General features: G+C 71.4%; 15 protein-coding genes. 8 read left to right on the forward strand and 7 right to left on the reverse strand.

The genetic code is table 11. The annotated features are described in order from the left end of the window. Window positions 1-378 precede the first annotated feature (378 nt). Genes WME85_RS39255 through WME85_RS39265 form a run of 3 tightly spaced genes read right to left on the reverse strand, consistent with a single transcriptional unit; the run spans window position 379 to window position 4,838 of the window. Entirely contained in the window at window positions 379-2,601 is a 2,223-nt protein-coding gene (locus tag WME85_RS39255) for a family 1 glycosylhydrolase (protein WP_437828531.1), read from the reverse strand. After that, a complete protein-coding gene (gene glf / locus WME85_RS39260) occupies window positions 2,598-3,719 on the reverse strand; it encodes a UDP-galactopyranose mutase (RefSeq protein ID WP_437828533.1) in 1,122 nt (373 codons plus the stop codon). Before glf ends, WME85_RS39255 begins: the two co-directional genes overlap by 4 nt. A 3-nt stretch (window positions 3,720-3,722) precedes the next feature. Further along, the gene (locus WME85_RS39265) at window positions 3,723-4,838 is read right to left on the reverse strand and encodes a glycosyltransferase family 1 protein (protein WP_437828535.1); all 1,116 of its coding nucleotides are present in this window, start codon (window positions 4,836-4,838) and stop codon (window positions 3,723-3,725) included. A 330-nt stretch (window positions 4,839-5,168) separates the two neighbouring features. Between WME85_RS39265 and clsB the strand changes: the two genes are divergently transcribed. The 3 genes from clsB (at window position 5,169) to WME85_RS39280 (ending at window position 8,443) form a co-directional block, all read left to right on the forward strand. Then, window positions 5,169-6,317, forward strand: a complete 1,149-nt coding sequence (gene clsB, locus WME85_RS39270) for a cardiolipin synthase ClsB (RefSeq protein ID WP_437828537.1) — start codon at window positions 5,169-5,171, stop codon at window positions 6,315-6,317. 69 nt (window positions 6,318-6,386) lie between these two features. Next, a complete protein-coding gene (locus WME85_RS39275) occupies window positions 6,387-7,226 on the forward strand; it encodes an AAA family ATPase (protein ID WP_437828539.1) in 840 nt (279 codons plus the stop codon). Window positions 7,227-7,228: 2 nt separating this feature from the next. Beyond that, window positions 7,229-8,443: a vWA domain-containing protein gene (locus tag WME85_RS39280; RefSeq protein ID WP_437828541.1), complete on the forward strand. Its 1,215-nt coding sequence runs from the start codon at window positions 7,229-7,231 to the stop codon at window positions 8,441-8,443. A 52-nt stretch (window positions 8,444-8,495) separates the two neighbouring features. On the opposite strand, the gene WME85_RS39285 is transcribed toward WME85_RS39280, so the two are convergent. From WME85_RS39285 to WME85_RS39300, 4 genes are all read right to left on the reverse strand, one after another. Continuing rightward, on the reverse strand, window positions 8,496-9,323 hold the full coding sequence (locus WME85_RS39285) for a Uma2 family endonuclease (protein ID WP_437828543.1): 828 nt from the start codon (window positions 9,321-9,323) through the stop codon (window positions 8,496-8,498). A 70-nt stretch (window positions 9,324-9,393) separates the two neighbouring features. Further along, the gene (locus WME85_RS39290) at window positions 9,394-10,083 is read right to left on the reverse strand and encodes a sensor histidine kinase (protein WP_437304158.1); all 690 of its coding nucleotides are present in this window, start codon (window positions 10,081-10,083) and stop codon (window positions 9,394-9,396) included. Between the two features lie 119 nt (window positions 10,084-10,202). Further along, entirely contained in the window at window positions 10,203-13,241 is a 3,039-nt protein-coding gene (locus tag WME85_RS39295) for a TIGR03960 family B12-binding radical SAM protein (protein WP_437828545.1), read from the reverse strand. Window positions 13,242-13,441: 200 nt separating this feature from the next. After that, a complete protein-coding gene (locus tag WME85_RS39300; protein WP_437828547.1) occupies window positions 13,442-14,647 on the reverse strand; it encodes an alpha/beta hydrolase in 1,206 nt (401 codons plus the stop codon). A 180-nt stretch (window positions 14,648-14,827) separates the two neighbouring features. Between WME85_RS39300 and WME85_RS39305 the strand changes: the two genes are divergently transcribed. The 5 genes from WME85_RS39305 (at window position 14,828) to WME85_RS39325 (ending at window position 20,746) form a co-directional block, all read left to right on the forward strand. Then, window positions 14,828-14,977, forward strand: coding sequence for a hypothetical protein (locus WME85_RS39305; RefSeq protein ID WP_437828549.1), 150 nt, complete (start codon window positions 14,828-14,830; stop codon window positions 14,975-14,977). Window positions 14,978-15,763: 786 nt separating this feature from the next. Next, window positions 15,764-17,215 (forward strand): DUF1592 domain-containing protein, encoded by a 1,452-nt coding sequence (locus tag WME85_RS39310; protein ID WP_437828551.1) that lies wholly within the window; start codon window positions 15,764-15,766, stop codon window positions 17,213-17,215. Window positions 17,216-17,279: 64 nt separating this feature from the next. Continuing rightward, window positions 17,280-18,839 carry a DUF1552 domain-containing protein gene (locus tag WME85_RS39315; protein WP_437828553.1) on the forward strand — a complete coding sequence of 520 codons (1,560 nt, stop codon included), beginning with the start codon at window positions 17,280-17,282 and terminating at the stop codon, window positions 18,837-18,839. A 239-nt stretch (window positions 18,840-19,078) separates the two neighbouring features. Continuing rightward, window positions 19,079-19,420: a hypothetical protein gene (locus WME85_RS39320; protein WP_437304168.1), complete on the forward strand. Its 342-nt coding sequence runs from the start codon at window positions 19,079-19,081 to the stop codon at window positions 19,418-19,420. Window positions 19,421-19,690: 270 nt separating this feature from the next. After that, the gene (locus WME85_RS39325) at window positions 19,691-20,746 is read left to right on the forward strand and encodes a YihY/virulence factor BrkB family protein (RefSeq protein ID WP_437828555.1); all 1,056 of its coding nucleotides are present in this window, start codon (window positions 19,691-19,693) and stop codon (window positions 20,744-20,746) included. The last annotated feature ends 68 nt before the right edge of the window (window positions 20,747-20,814 follow it).

Below are 20,814 nucleotides of genomic sequence, written 5' to 3' on the forward strand. Positions count from 1 at the left end.
GGGGCGGGCAAGCAACGGCGCCGGGACCGCCCACTTTTCCTCCGGTGGAACAGACGTGTCGCCGCCCTCGACAGACACCGCGCCAATCCAGCAGACAATCGTCTGTCATAACGAATCGTCGGGACGCGCGAGCGCCACCTTCGCCAGGGTGACGCGCGAGCCGGCAAAGCGAGCTCATCTATGCTCACTCGCGCGCGCTGAACGTCGAGCTCCGGACACGCGGTCGACGTACGGGAAGAAACAGGAAGATGTCACTGGTGTCTTGCAATGCTCGGATTAAGGTCCTCCCGGACATGACTACCGCCTTTCCCGAGGATCGAGCGGGAATGTCCATCATCCAGGGTGAGGCGCGCCGCGCATCCGGGCTTCACGCCGCCGTCATCGGGCCGGGCCGCCGTCCACATCGATCAGATAGCGCTCGAGCGCGTCGTCGAGCGCAGGGAGCAGGAGCCCTCTCCGGCTGCCCAGGGCGCTGTACCGGGGGCGCGGCGCGACGAAACAGAGCGCGTGGCTCGGGCACCGGACGAGGGGCGTCGCGTCCACCCGCGCCAGCGCGGCGCTCCGGACGACGAGCTCAGCCCATGTCACCGCGTCGCGGTTCGTCAGGTGCCAGAGGCCCCGCTCGCCGTCGATCAGGAGATCGAGGGCCGCGTTGACGAGGTCGGGCGTGTAGGTGGGCGTCACGACCAGGTCCTCGGCCGCGCTGAAGGGGCGGCCGTCGCGCAGCGCGCGCAGGGCGGCCGCGACGAAGCTGGAAGCGTCCCAGGGGTCGATGAACGCCGCCGTGCGCACCACCAGGGCCGCCGGCAAGATCGAGAGCACCTGCTGCTCGGCCACAGCCTTGCTCCGCCCGTACGCGCTGAGAGGCCTCGCCGGGTCGGTCTCCACGTAGGGAGTCGTCCCCGTGCCGTCGAAGACTTGATCGGAGGAGAACGTGACCAGCCGGACGCCGCGCTCGCGGCACACCGCCGCGAGCACCGCGGGCCCGGAGGCGTTCTCCCGCGCGCACCGGTGAGGCTCCAGCTCCGCGTCGTCGACCCGCGCGTAGCCCGCCGTGTTGATGACCGCCCACGGCGCGTGGCGCTCGAGGGCGCGCCCGACCGAGGCGGGGTCGGCGATGTCCATCTCGAGCCGGCTCAGCAGGCGGTGCGGCAGCCCGCGGCGCGCGCACAAGCGCGCAAACGCCCTGCCAAGCGTCCCCGTGGCGCCGGCGATCACGAGCGGCGGGCCCTCGGCACCCGCGGCAGGGCCGAGGCCGGACGGCTCGACACGCGCCGCGCCGTCGCGCTCGTCCATGCTGACCGCCGGGTAGAGGAGCCGCTCCGGGCGGCGCCACCACCCCGACGACGCGAGCACCGGGTGATCGAACGGCTCCCCGCGCGCGAGCGCGCGGACGAGCCCGGCGAGCGCCGTCGGGCGCGGCGCCTGACCCCGGACATCGAAGACGCCCGGCTCGTAGCGGTCTCGATTGCGCACGACGAGGCTGTCCCAATCAAACGAGCCGAGCAGCGCCCACGCGGTCACCGCCCGCACGTCCGCGCCCGCCGCGCGCGCGGTCACCGCCGCGCCGTGCGCCTCGGCCAGCCACCGGAGCTGCTCCTCGCGGGAGCCACCGAGGTGCGCCTCGGTGATCGCGACGGGCCGGCCGTAGCGGTCCCAGACCTCGAGGAGGCGCGGGAGGTGCCCGCCCACGCCGTCAGCGACGACGCGCACGGCCTCGACGTCGGCGTAAGCGTGCCTGTCGTTGCCGCCGTGCATCCATGACGGGTAACGATCGAGGCGCTCGTCGATGAACCGCTCGCTCGTGATGTAGTAGTTGATGCCGAGGATGTCCGGCGGACAGGGCGACTCGACGAGCGCCTCGAGCTCGCCGGGGGACGCGCCCCACTCGAGGAGCTGCAGATAGAACGGGTGATCCCGGTCCACCCGCCCCATGAGCAGGTCGAGGCTCAGCCACCTGCGGTGATTCTCGTGCTCCGCCTGGTAGGAAAGCAGCGGCGTGCTGAACGTCCTCCCGAGATCCTCCGTCTGCACGAGGCGCGCGCGCGGGTTGATCTCGCGGACGGCGCGCATGGCCGCCGCGATCGCGCGGCACTGCGTCAGGAGCGCGCGGAGGAACGAGCGGCCGTCCTGCCCGTGCGGATACCAGTGGCCATAGAGGCCAGAGAAGCGCGCCGTGGTGAGCGGCTCGTTCACCGGCGTGTAGTCCTCGACCCACGGGTAGCGCTCGGCGACAGCGCGGGCGAAGCGCGCGAGCCCCTCGACGAAGCTCGGATCGATGAGGCTCGTCCGCGGCGGCCCGCTGCCGTGATGGACGAGGCCCACGATCGGCCGGACGCCGAGGTCGCGCAGCCTGCCGAGGCGCGCGTCGGCCCACGCGAAACGCGCGGGGCCATCGGGCGCGGTGCGCTCCCAGAGCACGGGGTACCGGAGCGCCCGGATCCCGAGCTCGGCGAAGCGGTCGAGGTCATCGAGCCGGTGCGCGTGGCCGTTCCGGTCGAGCTGATCGTGGTAGGCGTCGCGGACACGGTTCACCGTGCACTCGACGCCCCCCCAGAGCTCGATCGGCGGCTCGCCGCCCTCGCCCGCTGCCCCACTCACGCCGCCTCCGCGAGAGACCGCCAGCTCGGTGCGCCCGTCAGCTTCGTGTAGAGGGTCAGGGCCTGGGCGACGACCTGATCCATGTTGTAGTAGCGGTACGTGCCGAGCCGGCCGGCGAAATGGACGCCGCAGGTCGAGCGGGCGAGCTCCTCGTATTTCCGGTAGAGCGCGGCGTTCTCCGGCCGCGGCACGGGGTAGTACGGGTCGCCGTCGGCGTTCGGGAACTCGTAGACGATGGTCGTCCTCGGGTGCGCCTGGCCGGTGAGGTACTTGAACTCGGTGACCCGGGTGTAGCTGTTCTCGTTCGGATAGTTGATGACAGGCGCCGCCTGGCACACCTCCTGGTCCCTGGTCTCGAACTTGAACTCAAGCGAGCGGTAAGGCAGCTTCCCGAAGCGGTGATCGAAATAGGCGTCGATCGGGCCTGTATAGATCACCTCGCGGTGCGGGATGACATTGCGGATCTCGCGGTAGTCCGTGTTGAGCAGGATCTTGATGCCGGGGTGATCGACCATCCGCTCGAACATCCGCGTGAACCCGTGGAGCGGCATCGCCTGGTAGGTGTCGGTGAAGTAGCGATCGTCCCGGTTCGTGCGGACAGGGACGCGCGCGGTCACCGAGGCGTCGAGCTCCGACGGGTCGAGCCCCCATTGCTTGCGGGTATAGCCGCGGAAGAACTTCTCGTAGAGCTCTCGCCCCACCTTGCTCACGATCACGTCCTCCGACGTGCGGATGCTCTCGCGCCGCTCGGCGCGCGACGCCAGGAAGCCCTCGACCTCCAGCGCGTTGAGGCTCAGGCCGTAGAGGCCGTTGATCGTGTCGAGGTTGATCGGGATCGGCAGGAGCTGCCCGTCGACCCAGGCGCGCACGCGGTGCTGGTACGGGCGCCACTCGGTGAACTGCGACAGGTAGTCGAAGACCTCCCGCGAGTTCGTGTGGAAGATGTGCGGTCCATACCTGTGCACGAGGATGCCCGCGGCGTCGTGATGGTCATACGCATTGCCGCCGATGTGCACGCGCGCGTCGCAGAGCAGGACCTTCTTGCCGGCTCCGCGGGCGAGCCGCTCGGCGAGGACGCACCCGGCGAAGCCGGCGCCCACGATGAGGTAATCGAACATGGCTCACTCCGCCGCCGCGGCCCGGGCGCGGCCCTCCAGCGCGCGCTCGAGGAGGCGCTCGATCCTGGCCCACGTGGCGTCCCACGAGCTCCGCCCGAGGAGGTCGTCCGCGCGCGCGAGCAACGGGCCGCGATCCTCGGCGAGCGCCGCCTCCACCGCGGCCACGAAGTCGCGCGGCGCGTCCGCGATGCGCGCCAGCCCGAGCTCGCCATAGGGCTGCACCACGTCGCGGATCGAGGTGGAGACGATGGGCTTGCCGCCGGCCAGATACTCAGGCGTCTTCGTGGGGCTGATGAACCGCGTGGCCTCGTTCCGGGCGAAGGGCAGGAGCGCCACGTCCCAGCCCGCGAGGTACGCGGGGAGCTCTTCATACCGCTTCTGCCCGAGGACATGAATGTTGGGCGCGCGGGGCAGCGCCGCGGGGTCGATCTTGACCACGGGCCCGACGAGCACGATCTGCCAGGCTGGGCGGAGCGAGGCGACCGTGGCGATGAGCTCGAGATCCATGCGCTCGTCGAGGACGCCGAAGAAGCCGAGGCGCGGCCTCGGGATCGCCGCCTGGTCGGCGGGCTCGGCGCCGGGAGCGGACCGCGCGCGGGCGAAGTGCGCGACGTCGACGCTGCTCGGGAGCGCGTGCACGCTCGGGTGCAGCGCCCGCTTCGCCTCGTAGAGGCTCGCGCCGCCGGCGAAGACCAGATCGGCGCGGCGCAGGAGCTCGGCCTCGCGCTGCTTGAGCGACGGGGGCGCGCCGGCGAAGGCCGAGAGCTCGTCCATGCAATCGTACACGGTCGCGGCGGGCACGAGGTGCCGAGAGAACGAGAGCGCCATCGGCGTGTAGTACCAGAGCACGTAATCCTTCATCGCGTGGCGCTTCATCATGCCGTCGAGGAGCTCGCGCTGCATCGCGGCGGCCCGCGACGCCCCGGCGCCGGCGGGCAGGTGCGGAGTCGCGACGCGGACACCGGGGTGCTCGGCCGCGACCTCCTCGAGCCGCGGTAGTTCGCTGTCGAGCATCGGCTCCTCGAAGAAGAAGACGCGGCGCCGCCGCGCGCAGCGCGTGAGCAGGTGTTGCGGCCTCTGGAACACGAAGTTGAAACGCAGGTGCGAAAAGCAGATCACGTCTGGCTGCGATCTCGCGTCCATAGGTCCCTCCCGCTCGAGTCTCGGTGTGCACCTGGGTCCCGGCCCGGGCATCGGACAAGCGCTATTCAAGGAGCATGCCGGCAGCGCGCCGCGACGCGGCGTGACCGCGCCTCTCGCGAGATCACAGCGCGATTGTTCCGCAAGACCATGGTGATTGGAGGAGGCGCGTGCCCGTGAGCCCACCGGGACTGGGCGAGCTCGAGCGTCAGCTCACGTGGGGCCGGCCATCCGCCGGCCTCGACCGCCGCCCTCCCGACCGCGCTATCATCGCGCTGCCTCATCCCGAGCAGCCCGGCCCCTCGCCGCATGTCCCACCCCCCCCTCGCGACCGCCGAGCCCGCCTTCGCCGAGATGACCGTCGGCGCCCATCGCGTCGCGCTCCTCAAGGACGGCGCCCAGGCCTACCCGGCCATGCTCGAGGCCATCGCCCGCGCCCAGCGCACGATCTGCCTCGAGACGTACATCCTCCGGGGCGATCGCGCCGGCCAGCGCTTCGCCGAGGCGCTCGCCGCGCGGGCGGCCGCGGGCGTCGAGGTGAGCCTCCTCTTCGACGCCTGGGGCTCGTCCGTCTCGTCGTCGTTCCTCGACGGGCTCCGCCGCGCCGGCGTCCGGCCCCTCGCCTTCCGCCCCATCGAGCTCTCCGCCCCGTTCGGGAAGGTCGCCCGCCGCGACCACCGCAAGGCGCTCATCGTCGACGGCACCGTCGCGTTCACCGGCGGCCTCAACATCTCCGACGACTACGCCGCTCCGGAGGACGGCGGCGCCGGCTGGCGCGACACCCACCTGCGCATCGAGGGCCCCGCGTCCGCCGAGCTCCAGTACTTCTTCCTCCGCACCTGGCAGCGCGCCGGCGGCGCCCCCGTCGACGAGCAGCGCTACAGCCACGCCGGGCGCAGGCCCGATCCCGCCGTCCAGATCATCAGCAACGACCTCCCCCGCCGCAGGCACCGCCACGGCATCCGCGACGCCTACCGCCACGCCATCGAGCGCGCCCGGCGCCGCATCTTCATCACGAACGCCTACTTCCTCCCGCCGCTCCGGATCATCCACGCCCTCAGCGCCGCGGCCCGCCGCGGCGTCGACGTCAGGATCATGGTCGCCGGCACCACCGACGTGCCCGCGGTCCTGCTCGCGTCGCGCACCATCTACGGCCACCTCCTCGAGGCCGGCGCCCGCATGCTCGAGTGGCGCGGCCGCGTCCTGCACGCGAAGACGGCGGTCATCGACGGCGCGTGGTCCACCGTCGGCTCCACCAACCTCGACAGCCAGTCGCTCCGCATGAACCTCGAGGCGAACGCGGTCATCTCGCACCGCGGCTTCGCCAGCGCCATGGAGCGGATGTTCGCCGACGATCTCGCCCACTGCCGCGAGATCACCGTCGCGCACTGGGCCCGCCGTCCCCTCTGGGAGCGAGCGGCCTCGTGGACAGCCTACCTCGCGCGCAACTGGCTCTGATCCCGCGCGCGCCAGCTCGCAGAGGCGGCGAGCTCCGCCGCGCGCGCCGGCGGGGTGCTACCGTTCGGCATGTCCGACTTCCGCCGCTTCCGCGGCACCGAACGCTACCTCACCAACGAGGCGCTCGAGGCCGCCGTCAACTGCGCGCTGGTCCTGGAGCGGCCGCTCCTCGTCAAGGGAGAGCCCGGCACCGGCAAGACGCTGCTCGCCGAGGCCATCGCGCAGAGCCTGTCGGCCGAGCTCATCCCCTGGCACGTCAAGAGCACCACGCGGGCCCAGGACGGGCTCTATGTCTATGACACGGTGCAACGGCTCTACGACTCGCGCTTCGGCGACGGCGACGTGCGCGACATCCGCCGCTACATCAAGCTCGGCCCCCTCGGGAAGGCGTTCAGCGCGGAGCGGCGGGTCGTGCTCCTCATCGACGAGGTCGACAAGGCCGATCTCGAGTTCCCGAACGACCTCCTCCACGAGCTCGATCGGATGCGCTTCCGCATCACCGAGACGGGCGACGAGATCGCCGCCCGGGAGCGGCCGGTCGTGATCATCACCAGCAACAACGAGAAGGAGCTGCCGGACGCCTTCCTGCGCCGCTGCGTCTTCCACTTCATCGATTTCCCGGAGGCGGAGTTCATGCGGGAGATCGTCCGCGTCCACCACCCCGACCTCGACCGGACGCTCGCGGAGCAGGCGATGCAGGTCTTCTACGAGATCCGCAAGAACGGCCGGATCCGGAAGCGGCCCTCGACGAGCGAGCTCATCGACTGGATCGCCGTGCTGCGCAGGGCGGGCGTGCAGGAGGTGAAGCTCGATAAGACGCTGCCGTTCCTCGGCGCGCTGCTCAAGAAGGAGCAGGACCTGGTCGCCCTCGCCGACCAGCTGGCCGGCGGCAAGCGGTACCGGTCGTAGCGATGTTCATCGAGTTCCTCTACGAGCTCCGGGCCCGCAAGGTCCCGGTCGGCGCCCAGGAGGCCGTCGGCCTCGCGCAGGCGCTCGCCGCGGGGCTCCACGACAGCTCGCTCGACGGCTTCTACAACGTCGCGCGGGCGATGCTGGTCCACTCCGAGGCGCACCTCGACGACTTCGACCTCGCGTTCGCCAAGCACTTCCGCGGCGTGCACGTGGAGGCCAAGGCGGTCGCGGAGGAGCTCCTCTCGTGGCTCCGGGATCCCATCAAGATGCGCGCCCTCTCCGAGGAGGAGAAGGCGATGATCGAGGAGCTCGACCTCGAGGAGGTGCTCCGGCGGTTCGAGGAGCGCCTCCGCGAGCAGCGGGAGCGCCACGACGGGGGCAGCCGCTGGATCGGGACCGGCGGCACCTCGCCGTTCGGCCGCGGCGGCTATAACCCGAGCGGGATCCAGGTCGGCGGCTCCGCGGGCGGGCGGAGCGGCGCCGTGGAGAACGCCGACGCGCGCCGCTACCGGCCTTATCGGAGCGACCTCACGCTCGACGTGCGTCAGATCGAGGTGGCGCTGCGCAAGCTGCGCGCCTTCGCGCGCGAGGGCGGCGACCGCGAGCTCGACATCGAGGCGACGATCGACGCGACGGCCAGGAACGCGGGCGAGATCGAGGTCGTCACGAGGCCCCCGCGCCGGCCGAACACGCGCGTGATCCTGATGATGGACGTGGGCGGCTCGATGGATCCCAGCGCCGCGCTCGTGTCGCAGCTCTTCAGCGCGGCGAAGCGCGCGACGCACTGGAAGGAGCTCCGGAGCTACTACTTCCACAACTGCGTCTACGAGAAGGTCTACAGGACCGAGGGGCTCCTCGACCCCATCCCGGTGCGCGAGCTCCTCCACGAGTGCGGCAAGCACCACAAGCTCGTGATGGTCGGGGACGCCTCGATGGCGCCCTACGAGCTGCTCGGCTCGGCGGGCTTCGGCGGCCCGGGGCCAGGCGGGTGGCAGTCCTCGTTCGAGTCCGACGCGCGGATGCCCGGCGTCGCCTGGCTGATGATGCTCCGCGACCACTTCGACCGCGCGGTGTGGCTGAACCCGGACGGGATCAGCCCGTATCCCCACCCGACCGTCGACGCGATCAAGGGCATCTTCCCGATGTTCGCGCTCACGCTCGAGGGCCTGGGGGAGGCCGTCACCGAGCTCGTCCGCGGCCGAGGCCGCGCTTGATCGACGTGCGGCGCGTGCTTGATCGATGTGCGCGGCGCGCGCGCCCCGGGGGTCAGCGACCAGCGCGCTTGAACACCTCCGCCGCGGTCGACGCGACCAGGGCGCGATCGAGCCAGCCATCGAGCTCACGCTCGCTCTTGCACGACGAGATCTTCGCCGCGGCTGCCTTCGAGAGCCGCAATCCGCGCCGGTCGAGGACGCGCCGCAGCGCATCGCGCTTGCCTTCCAGGATCCCTTCCTCGCGCCCCTCCTCGCGCCCCTCCTCGCGCCCCTCCTCGCGCCCCGCCGCGAGCACCGCGTCGAGGTCCTCGTATCCATGCCGCTGGAGCAGGTTGGTCAGCGTGGCCTTCTCCGCCTCGCTGCGGTCGTACAGCGCCTCGACGCGGACCGGGTTCTTCAGGATGCCCGGCGCGCTCAGGACCTGCCCGGGGAGCACGACGCGCAGCGCCTTGCGGGGCTCGTGCACCTCGACCCGCCGCGGACCGTTGAGGCGCACCACCCACAGGAGCCTCGTGCCGGCCGCGAGCAGGTCGACGATCTTCTCCTGGAGCTTCTCCTCGTCCTGCCCGACATCGGCATACTCGATCGCGAGCTCGGGCACCCCCTTCACCCAGCCGGGCCTGTCGGGCACGTTCCCCACCGCCACGTCCGGCGCGCGGAGCGTGCCCGGGGCCACGGAGTAACCCGTGTCCACGCCGGCCTCCTTGACCGCCGGGTCCCAGCCCACGACCGAGCTGCCCAGGTGGTTCGGCCCGGAGGCGCGCCCCCCGGTGGGCGCGCAGTAGACGGGATGGCCGTTGGAGAGCTCGTACGGATCACCGGAGCGGAGGTGCTCCGCGCGAAAGGGACCGCGGTCCGCCGTCCGGCGCCTGGCCTGCATGGGAGGACGATAGCACGCCGGGCGCGCGGGCCGGCGGCCGCCAGCGCCGCGGGGCGGAGCTCCCCGCGCGCTACGCGCTGGGCAGCCACATGCGGAACGCCGTGCCCCGGGAGCAGCCCGCCGTCGCGGTGATCTCGCCGCCGTGGGCCTCGATGATGACCCGGCTCAGCGCGAGCCCGAGGCCGGTCCCCTTCACCTTGGCGGTGACCAGCGGCTCGAAGAGGCGGTCGACCACGCACGGGTGGACGCCAGGGCCGTTGTCCTCCACCTCGAGGTACGTCCGCTCGTCGCCTCGCCACGCGCGCGTGACGATCGAGCCGCCGGGCGCGTTGTCGAGCGCCTCGATCGCGTTGAGGTAGAGGTTCGAGAAGACGCGCTCGAGCAGGATGGGGTCGCACAGGAGCGTGAGATCGGCCGGCGCGACGGCGACCTCGAACCGGACCGCCGTGGGCAGCACCAGCGCGTGGCGGGCGCTCTCGATGAGCTTGCCGACGGCCGCCGGCTCGCGTCGCAGCGGCTCGCCGCGCGCCAGCCCGAGGACGCTGCCGATGACCTCGTGCGCCTTGCGGATCTCGCACGTCACCCGGTCGAGGTGGCGCAGCAGGCGAGGGCGATCGTCGAGGTCCCGCTGCGCAAGGAAGAGCGACGACTCCGCGACCGCGAGGGCGTTGCGCAGCTCGTGGGCGACGCTCGCGCCGACCGCTCCCGCCGCGGCGAGGCGCGCGGCGCAGCATTCGGTCTCGTGACCCTCCTTTGCCATGAATACGAGCGCAGCGTAGCCGATCCCCGCGCGATCGCCCGCGCGGTTGGCGGTCGATGCGCGTCGATGCGCCGTGTCCTGCGAAGGATCTTTACGGTGGGGCCGTCACCCGGGCTGGCTCACCCGGCGTCGGCGGCGAGCGAGGCGGACGGCGCCCGCTCCGGCGCCGATTTGACGCGGCGCGCCCGCTCGAGATCGAGGAGCGAGAAGCGCTCGGGCGAGGCGGAGCCTGACGGCGCTGCGCGTCCGAACAGCTGAAGCCGCACGGCGCGGTGCGGCGGCGGCGTGATCGCGCCCGGCGCCTCCCCGGGCTCCCCCAGGATCACGGCCGCGACCTCGGACGACTTCACCGCGCCCGAGCCGCGGATGTCGACCTCGACGTCGAGGGCGACGAGGTCGCCCGCGAGCCCGGCGCGGGCGAGCGCCGAGAGCACGTCGGGCCCACCGACCTCGGCCCGCACGAGGTACTGGCGCACGTCGACCATCTTCGCGAGCCGGTCGATCTCGCGGCGGATCGGGAGCGACGCGGCCGAGAGCGCGGCGCTGCAGCGGGCGGCGAGGGTCGCCTCCGCGTCGCCGCCGATGGCGGAGCGCGCGAACGCGAGCGCGTAGCGGGCCCCGGCGATCAGCTTGCTCACGGAGGGGTCTTCGGGGCCGAGCTGCGCGGCGCCGCGGAACACGAGCCCGCGCGGGCTCGCGGCGGTCATCGACGCGACGAGCGCGTCGAGCGCGGCGGGGTCGAGGTCGCGCTCGAGGCGGAGGTCGACGTACTCGTCGAGGCTGATCACGCCGAGCGAGAGCGCCGGCGAGAACGTCATGTCGGGCTTCGGGTGGAAGCCCGCGGTGTAGGTCATCGGCGCGCCGACGCGCCGGAGCACGCGGGGCAGCTCGCGCACGACGTCGAGGTGGCCGAGCAGCGCCACCGGTCCGGTCTTCTCGAAGCGGAAGCGGTAGCGGAAGCCGCCGCGCCCCTTCGGCGCGGGCGCGGTCCGCTGCGCGCGCCGGGGCGCGTCTGCCTCGGCGCGGGGCGGCTCCGCGTCGCCGGCGGGCGCCGGATCGCCAGGCAGGTCGGCGGCGGGCGCCGGATCGCCAGGCAGGTCGGCGGCGGGCGCCGCAGTGATGGGCGCCGCAGTGATGGGCGCCGCGGAGACGGGCGCCGCGGCAGCGGGCGCCGGCGCGGCGGCGTCCTTGAGGACCGGCAACGATCGCCGGTGGGCGCCGAGCCGGTCGAGGAAGGTCAGCCGCTCCTCGCGCATCTGCGTCATGTCGCAGGCGACGCCGCAGTCGTAGCAGACGAGCCGGCGCGTATCGGCCGTGGCGTCCTCGAGGTTCGTGTGGTGCACGAACGCGCCGGCGACCTTGCCGCACGGCGGGCTGAGGCGGTTCTGGAGCGCCTTCCTGTACTCCCGCGCGAGGAAGCCCTCCTCGAGGCCGACGTCGATGTGGTCCCACGGCACCCGCGCGGTCACCGGGAGGGTGCCGAGGTACTTCTCGCGGTCGACGCCCGCGTGCGTGAACGCCTCCTCCCACACGGACAGCTTGAGCTGGTCGTCCCACGAGTCGAAGCGGGCGCCGCTCTGCCAGGCCCGCTCGAGGACGTCCGCGAGCGGGCGGTCACCGCGGGCGAAGATGCCCTCGAGGACGCTGGCGTGGGCCTCGTGGGTCTTCAGCTTGACGGCGCGGTAGGGCCGCACCGTGTCCCGGAGCAGCTGCTGCTTGCGCGCGACCTCGGAGAGCGTGTCCATCGCCGCCCACTGGAAGGGGGTGTGGGGCTTCGGCACGTGCGTCGAGACGCTGACGGTCACGTCGGCCGGCTTGCCCCTGCCGGCCGCCTTCCTCCCGGCCCCGGCCGCGCGGGCGCCCGTCTCGACGATGCCGCGCACGTCCTCGTCGGTCTCGGTCGGGAGGCCGATCATGAAGTAGAGCTTCATCTTGCCCCAGCCGCGGCTGAACACACGCTCGGCCGTCTCGAGGAGCTGCTCCTCCGTGACGTTCTTGTTCACGACGTCGCGCATGCGCTGGGTCCCCGCCTCGGGCGCGAAGGTGAGGCCTGTCGCGCGCACGCGCTTGAGCTCGTCGAGGAGATCGGGCTCGAGCCCGTAGGCGCGCAGCGACGAGACGCCGAGCGAGATGCGCTCCGCCGTGAGGCGGTCGGTGACCTTCTTGATGAGCGGCGAGATGCAGGACACGTCGGCCGTCGACAGCGCCGTGAGCGACACCTCGTCCTGGCCGGACTTCTGCACCGCGCGCATCACGGTGTCGACGATCTGCTCGGGATCGCGCTCGCGGACGGGCCGGTAGATCATGCCGGCCTGGCAGAAGCGGCACCCCTCGGTGCAGCCGCGGGCGATCTCGATCGACATGCGGTCGAAGATCGCCTCGGGGCCGCCGGTCGGGCTCTCGTCGGGGAACGGGTACCGGTTGAGGTCGACGAGGGCGCGCTCGACCGGGAACGGGATGCCGGGGACGAGCGGGCGGTCCACGACCTCGAAGCCGGTGTCCGGGTCGCGCCGGGTCGCGTACAGCGAGGGCACGTAGATGGCGCCGAGGCGCGCGATCGCGATCAGCCGCTCGCGCCGCGGCACGCCCTCGCGCTTGAGCCGGGCCCACGCGAGGGCGACCTCCGTGGCCTTCTCCTCGCCGTCGCCGATGACGAGGGCGTCGAGGAACGGCGCGATGGGCTCGGGGTGCGTCGCCGTCGGGCCGCCCGCGATCACGATCGGGTCGTCCTCGCCGCGGTCCGCCGCGCGCAGCGGGACACCGCCGAGGTGCAGCATCGTGAGGATGTTGGAGTAGGTGAGCTCGAACTGCAGGGAGAAGCCCACCACGTCGAAGTCCCTGAGCGGGCGCGCGGACTCGAGCGAGACGAGCGGCAGCCCGCGCTTCACCAGCTGGGCCTCCATGTCGACCCAGGGCGCATAACAGCGCTCGGCGAGCGTGCGCGGGTCGTCGTTCAGGAGCTTGTAGAGGATCTTGAAGCCGAGGTGGCTCATCCCGATGTCGTAGACGTCCGGGAAGGCGAGGCAGACGCGCGCCTCGACCGACGCCCAGTCCTTCACGACCGAGCCGACCTCGCCGCCCGCGTAGCGCGCGGGCTTCTCGACCTGATCGAGAAAGGAGGCGTAGGGGTGGTCGGCGAGCAGGGGGAGGCTGTCCATGGCGCTCCGGCGCGTAGCATGGCGGGCGCGTGGCGGCACCCGGGGGCCACGGGTTCCTCCGGCGCGTGGGCGCCTCGGGCAGGCTCGGCCGGGCGCGGGGTCACCGCCGCCCGGCGGCCGAGCGGCGGCGCAGCCCGAGGCCTCGCGCGGATCGCCCGAGGCCTCGCGCGGACCGCCCGAGGCCTCGCGCGGACCGCCGGTCAATCGACCGGATAGCCCCGCCACATCCAGCGCAGCGTGTCGGGGAGCGTCTGCCGGAGCACTCTCCCGTCGCAGTGGCTGGCGCCCTTCGCGTAGACGAAGCGGTAGTGATACCCCTTCTCCTTGAGGATCGCCGCCACGCGCTGGTTCGCCATCACCCAGTTGTGGTGGCTGGCTTCGTCTCTGGTGCTGCCGAGGTCGTTCTCGCCGACCTGCAGGAAGACGCGCAGCGGCTTGAGCGGGCTCTCCCGGATGAGCCCCTCCGTGTACTCCCAGGCGCCGTCGGGATACTCGGCCTCGGTGGGCGCGCGGGGGTTCTGCTGGTCGACGAACGTGCCGGAGTAGGTGACGATCTTGCGGTAGGTGTCGTGGCCGAACCAGCCCATGGTCAGCGCCGCCGCCCCGCCCGAGCTGCATCCGTACGTGGCGCGGCCGTCCGGGTCGCTCGTGAACTTCAGGTTGGGGTACGCGGCGCGGACGGCCTGGTTGTTCTTGACCGCCTCGAGGAGCTCGGTATCGACGAACCTCTGGTAGGCGTCCGACATGGTGTCGTATTCGAGCCCCCGCTCGCTGCCGTACGAGTCGCCCCCTCCGCTCGCGGCGAAGATCGCGATGACGCTCGGGAAACGATTGCTCGGGTCCGCGACGAAGTTGTTGATCGTGTTGACGATCTCGTTCCTGTTGGTCGCGTCCTGGACGACCATGAACGGCGCCTCCGCGCCGTCGACGTACGTCGCGGGGATCGCGACCTCCACGTGGCGGTTGAAATCCCCCTTCGCGTTGTCGTTCAAGGTCGCATCGTGGCCGGTGAAGATCTCGCTCTCCCGGGACGACAGGGAAAACGTGAACGTCCGCCCCTGAGGAACGCCGTCGATCCTCTTGATCTCCGGGGCGTCCTGGTAGTTAGGCCCGATCTCGAAGTCGCCGTCGCCTTCGGTGCCGACCGGATCGACCGTCCCGCCCTCTCCTCCCCCGCCGTTCGGGCTCGGGTCGTCGGTGCCGCCCGTGCCCGAGGTGCTGCCGCTGCTGCTCGAAGAGCTGCTGCTGCTGCTGCTAGTCGAAGAGCTGCTGCTGCTAGTCGAAGAGCTGCTGCTTCCTTTTCCTCCGCTGCCGCCCGAGCCGTCGGCGGCGTCGTTGTCGGACCCGCAGGCAGCGATTGAAAGCGCGACGAGGAGCGAGATACTGCATGTGATCGAGCGGTTCATGGATCCTCCTGGGATCGGGTTGCGACGACATCCACGGGCCGCCCGCCGGGCGCGGGCCGGTGCTCGTCACGACGCTCGCCATCGGCGTGTGCGGCACGGGCGTCGGGCCGAGGCGCTCGTGCGGACGTGAAGCCGATCGTGACGTTCGCGTGAGCGCGCAGGCGCCGCCGGGCAGCGCGGGTGATCATCGACGAGCTACTCGGTGGTGAACCGGAAGACGACCGTCTGCGCATGGCGCTGGCCGGGCTCGAGGATGACCTCGTCAACGTCCAGGCGGGGACGACGGCTACCCGGGACAAAGCGGAAGGACACGCCTGGACCGATTTGTGAACGCTCACATATCCCATGTCAACCCAAATGAACCGGCGCGAGGCGAGCCTCGAGCCCGGAATTGGAATCCACGTCGAACAATACCGTGAGCCTGCGCCCGCGCTTTTGACGCGCCGCTTCGCGGAGGCTCGCCAACCATCCGATGTCGAGCCTGGCCGCGGATGGATCGATCCTCGTTGACATCAGGAATGTGAGCGCTCACAATCCGATCTACCGACTTCGGCTTTGCCCTGATGAGGGGCACCGGTTTCTTCAAGTTCCTCGTCGCGCAGCTCGAGACCGGCTCGCCGAGCTTCAGCGCCAATCTGTCGCGCCTGGCCGCGGACCCGCGCGTGGGGGGATTCACTGGGTTCTCACCGCTGATGCTCGACAGGCGTTCTCCGACGCGGTGCACCCCACACCGCGCCAGGATCCGAGGAGGCCGCCATGGATGACCGACGACCTGGGCGCCGTCCGCCCACGCCCGGGCAGCCCGAGGAGGAACACCATTACCGTAGTCTTCTACGCACAGGATACGGGACTGATCTTCGCGCGGCCGCAAGGTCGATTTGATCACGAAATCCGCGCGCACCGGTCACAAGAGGTTACAGACGATTTCACACGCGGGAGCCCATGATGACGTTCAGATTGGACCGAGTGTTCGCGGGTCCCTGGCTCGCTGCCGGGGGATGCCTCCTGAGCATCTCGTGCACTGGCACCCTCGGGAGCGATGTCCCTCCTGAGCAGAGCGATGGCACTCCAGGGCAGGACGCCGCCCTCGCTGTCGATGCGATGCCCCTGCACCACATGACAGCTTCGGAGTACAATTCCACAGTCGCCCACCTCCTGGGAACGAGCCTGAGGCCCGCGGACGGCTTCCCGGCCTTCGGCGCAAAGGGCTTCGACGCGAACGTGAGCGCGCTGTCGAACCTCTCGCAGGTCCTCGTCCAGGGATATTACGACGCCGCCAGGGACCTCGCCGAGGACGCGTTCTCGAACGAGGCGCAGCGCGCCAAGATCCTCGTGTGCGACCCGGCTCAAGGCGCGGACGACGCGTGCGCGCGCGAGATCATCGAGCGCTTCGGGCTGCGCGCGTTCCGGCGCCCGCTCGACGCGGCCGAGGTCGATCGGTACGCGGCGCAGTACACCAACGCGCGGACCGCCCTCGAGATGTCCCCGGTCCAGGCGGTGCAGCACGTCGTTCGGACCCTGCTGACGTCGCCGCATTTCCTCCTCCGGATCGAGCTGGGCCCCGACTCGGCGAGATCGCCGGGCGCCCTCAACGGCTACGAGGTCGCGTCGCGCCTCTCGTACCTGCTCTGGAGCTCGCTCCCGGACGACGAGCTCTTCGACGCGGCGGAGGCCGATGAGCTGGCCACCGAGGGCGAGCTCGAGGCGCAGGTGGACCGCATGCTGGCCGACCCGAAGAGCGCCGCCTTCTTCCAGAACTTCTTCGGGCAGTGGCTCGGCACGCGCACGCTCCCCAGCCACAACGCCGACGCGACCCGGTTCCCGAGCTGGAACAACGATGTGAAGGACGCGATGCTCGACCAGGTCAACGACTACTTCGCGAGCTTCACGACCGGCGGGCGGCCCTGGTCCGAGTTCCTCACGGCGCCCCACCCGGAGAGCAAGCTGCTCGATCCGGTCTACGCGAACGACCCCGAGGGCAAGCGCGAGGGGTTCCTCACGCTCCCCGCATTCCTGACGCTGTCGTCCCGCGCCGACCGGACCTCTCCCACGTCCCGCGCGAAGACGATCATGGAACAGCTCTTCTGCGTGCCCATGGCGCCGCCCGCCAACGTGGACATCCCGGAGCTCGGCTCCGCGGGCGGGGAAGAGGGCCCCGTCCTCAATGTACGCCAGGAGCTCGAGAAGCACCGCGCGTCGCCCGACTGCGCGAGCTGCCACAACGTGCTCGACCCGATCGGGCTCAGCCTCGAGAACTTCGACCCGATCGGCGCCTACCGGACCGCGTACCCGAACGGCGACCCGATCGACGCGACGGGGGTGTACGAGGGCGTGGCGTTCGAGGACATCTCCGGCCTCGTGCCGGCGCTCATGGAGGCGGCCCGGTCGGGGACGTGCCCCTCCGAACAGCTCTTCAGCTACGCCCTGCGCCGGCGCCCGAGCGGCGACGACAGGACGAGGATCAAGGATATCACCGCGCGCTGGAGCGGCGGGACGATCGCGGATCTGGTGAAGCAGGTGGTGATCGGCGAGGCGTTCCGCCTTCGAGCGAAGGGCGAGGCGCGGTGAGGCCGCGCGCGTTGTTGCTGCACGAGACGAGGCACGAAGGAGCGATGCGCACATGAAACGCTTGATGACTCGCAGAAATCTGTTGCGCGGCGCGGGCGTCTGCCTGGCGCTGCCGTGGCTCGAGAGCCTCGCGCCGCGCGGGGCGCGCGCAGGGGAGCCCGGCACCCCGAAGCGCTTCCTGCTCTGTACCTTCCCGAACGGGGCGCCCCATCACTGGTGGGAGACGGCCCCGGCGTTCGGAAAGACGTTGAAGGGCACCGACTTCAAGCTGCCGAGGGTGCTCGAGCACTTCGCGCCGGTGAAGTCGAAGATGCTCATGATCAGCCGGCTCGGCAACTACACGTGGAGCACGGAGCAGCACCCCTACATCGAGCCTTCCCACTCGCGCCTCGGCGCGGCGCTCTCGACCTGCGTGGACGCCGATCAGATGGGGAGGGAGGCGCGCCAGGACCTCGGCGAGTGGGTGGGCAACGGCGTCTCGGTCGACCAGCTCATCGTCCAGAAGGCAGGCCCGGAGCAGGCGACCCGCATCCCGTCGCTGCAGACGGGGCTCGGGGTCAAGCCCGGCTTCTTCGACCAGCGCAGCTACGCCTACAACCAGGTCCTCTCCTGGAAGAGCCAGCGCGAGCCGCTGAAGCGCTCGGTCAACCCGAAGGCCGTGTTCGACGCGCTCGTCAGCGCGGGCGCGGGGTCCGGCGTGCCAGGGCAGAGCGACGAGGAGGCCAGGATCGAGGCGGAGCGCCGCGCGGCGATGGAGAAGAGCGTCATCGACGGCGTGCTCGCGGACGCGAACTCGCTCATGACCCGGGTCGGCTCGGAGGATCGCAAGATCGTCCAGCAATACCTGGACTCGCTGCGCGAGATCGAGAAGAACGCGACCCGCGTCCAGTCGACGATGGCGCCGGCGGGCCTGGGCTGCAGCCCGATCAGCCAGCCCGGCGTGGTCCCCGAGCCGCCGGGCCAGGCGGAGGGGCTCAACGAGAACGACAACACGGGAGCCGGCCCGTACAAGCACGAAGATCACGCGAAGGTCATGATCGACCTCATCGTCATGGCCATTCAGTGCGACGTGACGCGCGTCATCACCCACATGCACGACGACATGCGCTCCGAGTTCGAGTACCGGTGCATCCCGGAGGACGTCCGCGCCAAGGTGGGGCTCGCGTACAGGAGAGAGGCCAGCCTGCACTACCACTCCTCCCAGCACGCCGCCGGCAACCTGGACCGCGCGACCCAGGACGGCCAGTACAAGATCATCACACAGAGCAACCTCGACTACGCGGCGATCAACTGCTGGCTCAACCAGAAGAGCGCGGAGCTCGCGCAGCGGCTCGACGCGATCCCCGAGGGCGACGGCACGGTGCTCGATCACTCCGTCATGGTGCACATGAGCGAGATGCGCTCGCACGATCACGACGGGTACGACCTGCCCATCGTGCTCCTCGGCGGCAACGGCGTCTTCTTGAACGACGCGCACGTCGCCTACGGCGCCCTCGGCAGCGATCGTCAGCTCCGCGATCTGTGGTTCACCATCATGAACCAGTACTACGGCCTGGGCGTCACGTCGTTCGGCGAGGATCGCCGCGGCCAGCCGAACGCGTTGCTCGAGGAGATCCTGCGGTAGCGCGGTGACTCCCGCCGGCGCCGGCGCTCCACGCCGACCTCCACCAGAAGCTCCTTCACGCAGAAGCTCCTTCACGGCACCTGCTCCAGCGCGATGGCCACACAGGGTCGGCCGAGGCCGGCCGATCGCGGCGGTCGCGCGCGTCTCGGGCCGCGCCGGCGGGCGCCGGCCGGCACCGGCGCCGCCGAGGCCGCTCGCGCCCGGGCGGCGCGGCGGCCCGCTTGGGCTATGCTCACGCGGTGCGCGAGCGTGATGCCCACCATGTGGAGATCGACCGGCAGCGGCACGTCGAGTACCGCGATCCCAGCGAGTTCGACCGGATCGCCTTCGCCATGCGCGCGCTGGACCGCCTGCGGCCGAAGCGGATGACCGTGGCCGTCTACCCGGCCCTGGCATCGCTCCGCGTCGAGCGCGGGAGCAACCTGCACCGCGGCGAGGGGGGCTCCTGGGCGATCGTCGGCATCCCGCCGCACGCGAGCCGCGAGCACATCGCCTACGCCCTCGCGGAGCTCGCCGGCGTCGAGTCGGTGCCCTACGCGGTGCAAAGCCTCCTCGCCGCCGACAGGAACGCCGGGGCGTAGGCGCGCCCGTCGCGCGCCCGTCCGCGAGCCGTGCTCGCGAGCCGAGCGCGGCCTCCCCTGCCTCGCGCGCTCTCGCGCGCCTCGATCGACGCCGCTTCCGGCGCGCTCTCCGTCGTGTGGGACCGACCCGCACGCGCGCCGCCCCCGCGCCTCCCGGACCGCGCCCTCGGCGGCGCTCACCGGAAGTTGCCGCCGTCCCGAGATCGCCGGAGCCGGGAGCGCGCGGCAGATGGTATTGCGCCCCGCACCAGGGAGAGCGAGGCTGCTCGCGTGCCCGCTCCGATCCGGCGACACATCGAGCGCCACCGCGCCGCCAAGGCGGTGTGGAGCGTCATCATCAGCCTGGATCGCCACAACGCGCCGCGCGCCGCGAGCGCCATGGCCTTCGACGCGTTCCTCAGCCTGATCCCCCTCGCCGCCTTCGCCGGCTACGTGCTCAGCCGGATCCACCAGTGGTCGGACGTCGTGGTGCGGCCGATCCTCCAGGCGGCGCCGCCGGGGGTCGCCGTGCTCGTCTCGGAGGAGCTCATCCGGCTCTCTCAGTCCTCGGCGGTCGCCCCGATCAGCATCACCGGCTTCCTCTGGATCACGTCCTCCGGGCTCTCGACCGCCATGGGCGTCTTCGACACCATCTACAACACGCGCGAGCGCCCCTGGTACATCCGCAGGGCGATCGCGGCGGCGTGCGTGATGGCCAGCCTGGCCGTGGTGCCCGTGGTCGCCGGCGTGGGCGTGCTGATCGGCACGCTGTCGGGCTCCATCGGCGCCCGCATCGTCGCGTTCGCGCTCCCCGCGGGGCTCGTCATCTGCATGGTCGCCGCGTTCTTCAGGATCTCGATCAAGCGGCCGAACGTCGAGCGGCGCCGGATCTTCCCGGGCGCGGTGCTCACCGTGGTGCTCTGGTCGATCGTGTCGACCCTCTTCTCCCTCTACGTCGCCACCCTCGGCCGCTACGCCACGTTCTACGGGAGCCTCGCGACCGTCGCGATCTTCCTCTTCTGGCTGTGGCTGCTGGCCCTCGCGCTCCTCATCGGCGGCGAGCTGAACGCGCGCCTGGAGCGCGAGCGCGATGGGATGGTCTCGATCCCGCCCCCGGGCAAGTGGAGCGCGCTCGAGCTCTCCGAGCTGCTCCACATCGCCGACCCGCCCCAGAGCGCCACGCCGCTGCCCCAGAGCGCCACGCCGCTGCCCCAGAGCTCCACACAGCCGCAGAGCGCCACGCTGCCCCGCGGCTCCGCGGCGCTGCTCACCGACAACGACGGCGCGCAGCAAGACGAGGATCGCGGGGCCCCGAGCTCGCCGCCGGCGCGGCGCGCCGCGGGCTAGCCGGCGCGCCGGGAGGCCGATGCCCCCGGCGGCTGCGCTGAAGGACGGACGGTCGCCGCCCGACAGCT

The organism is Sorangium sp. So ce1153 (assembly GCF_051521595.1).
Lineage (GTDB): Bacteria > Myxococcota_A > Polyangia > Polyangiales > Polyangiaceae > Sorangium.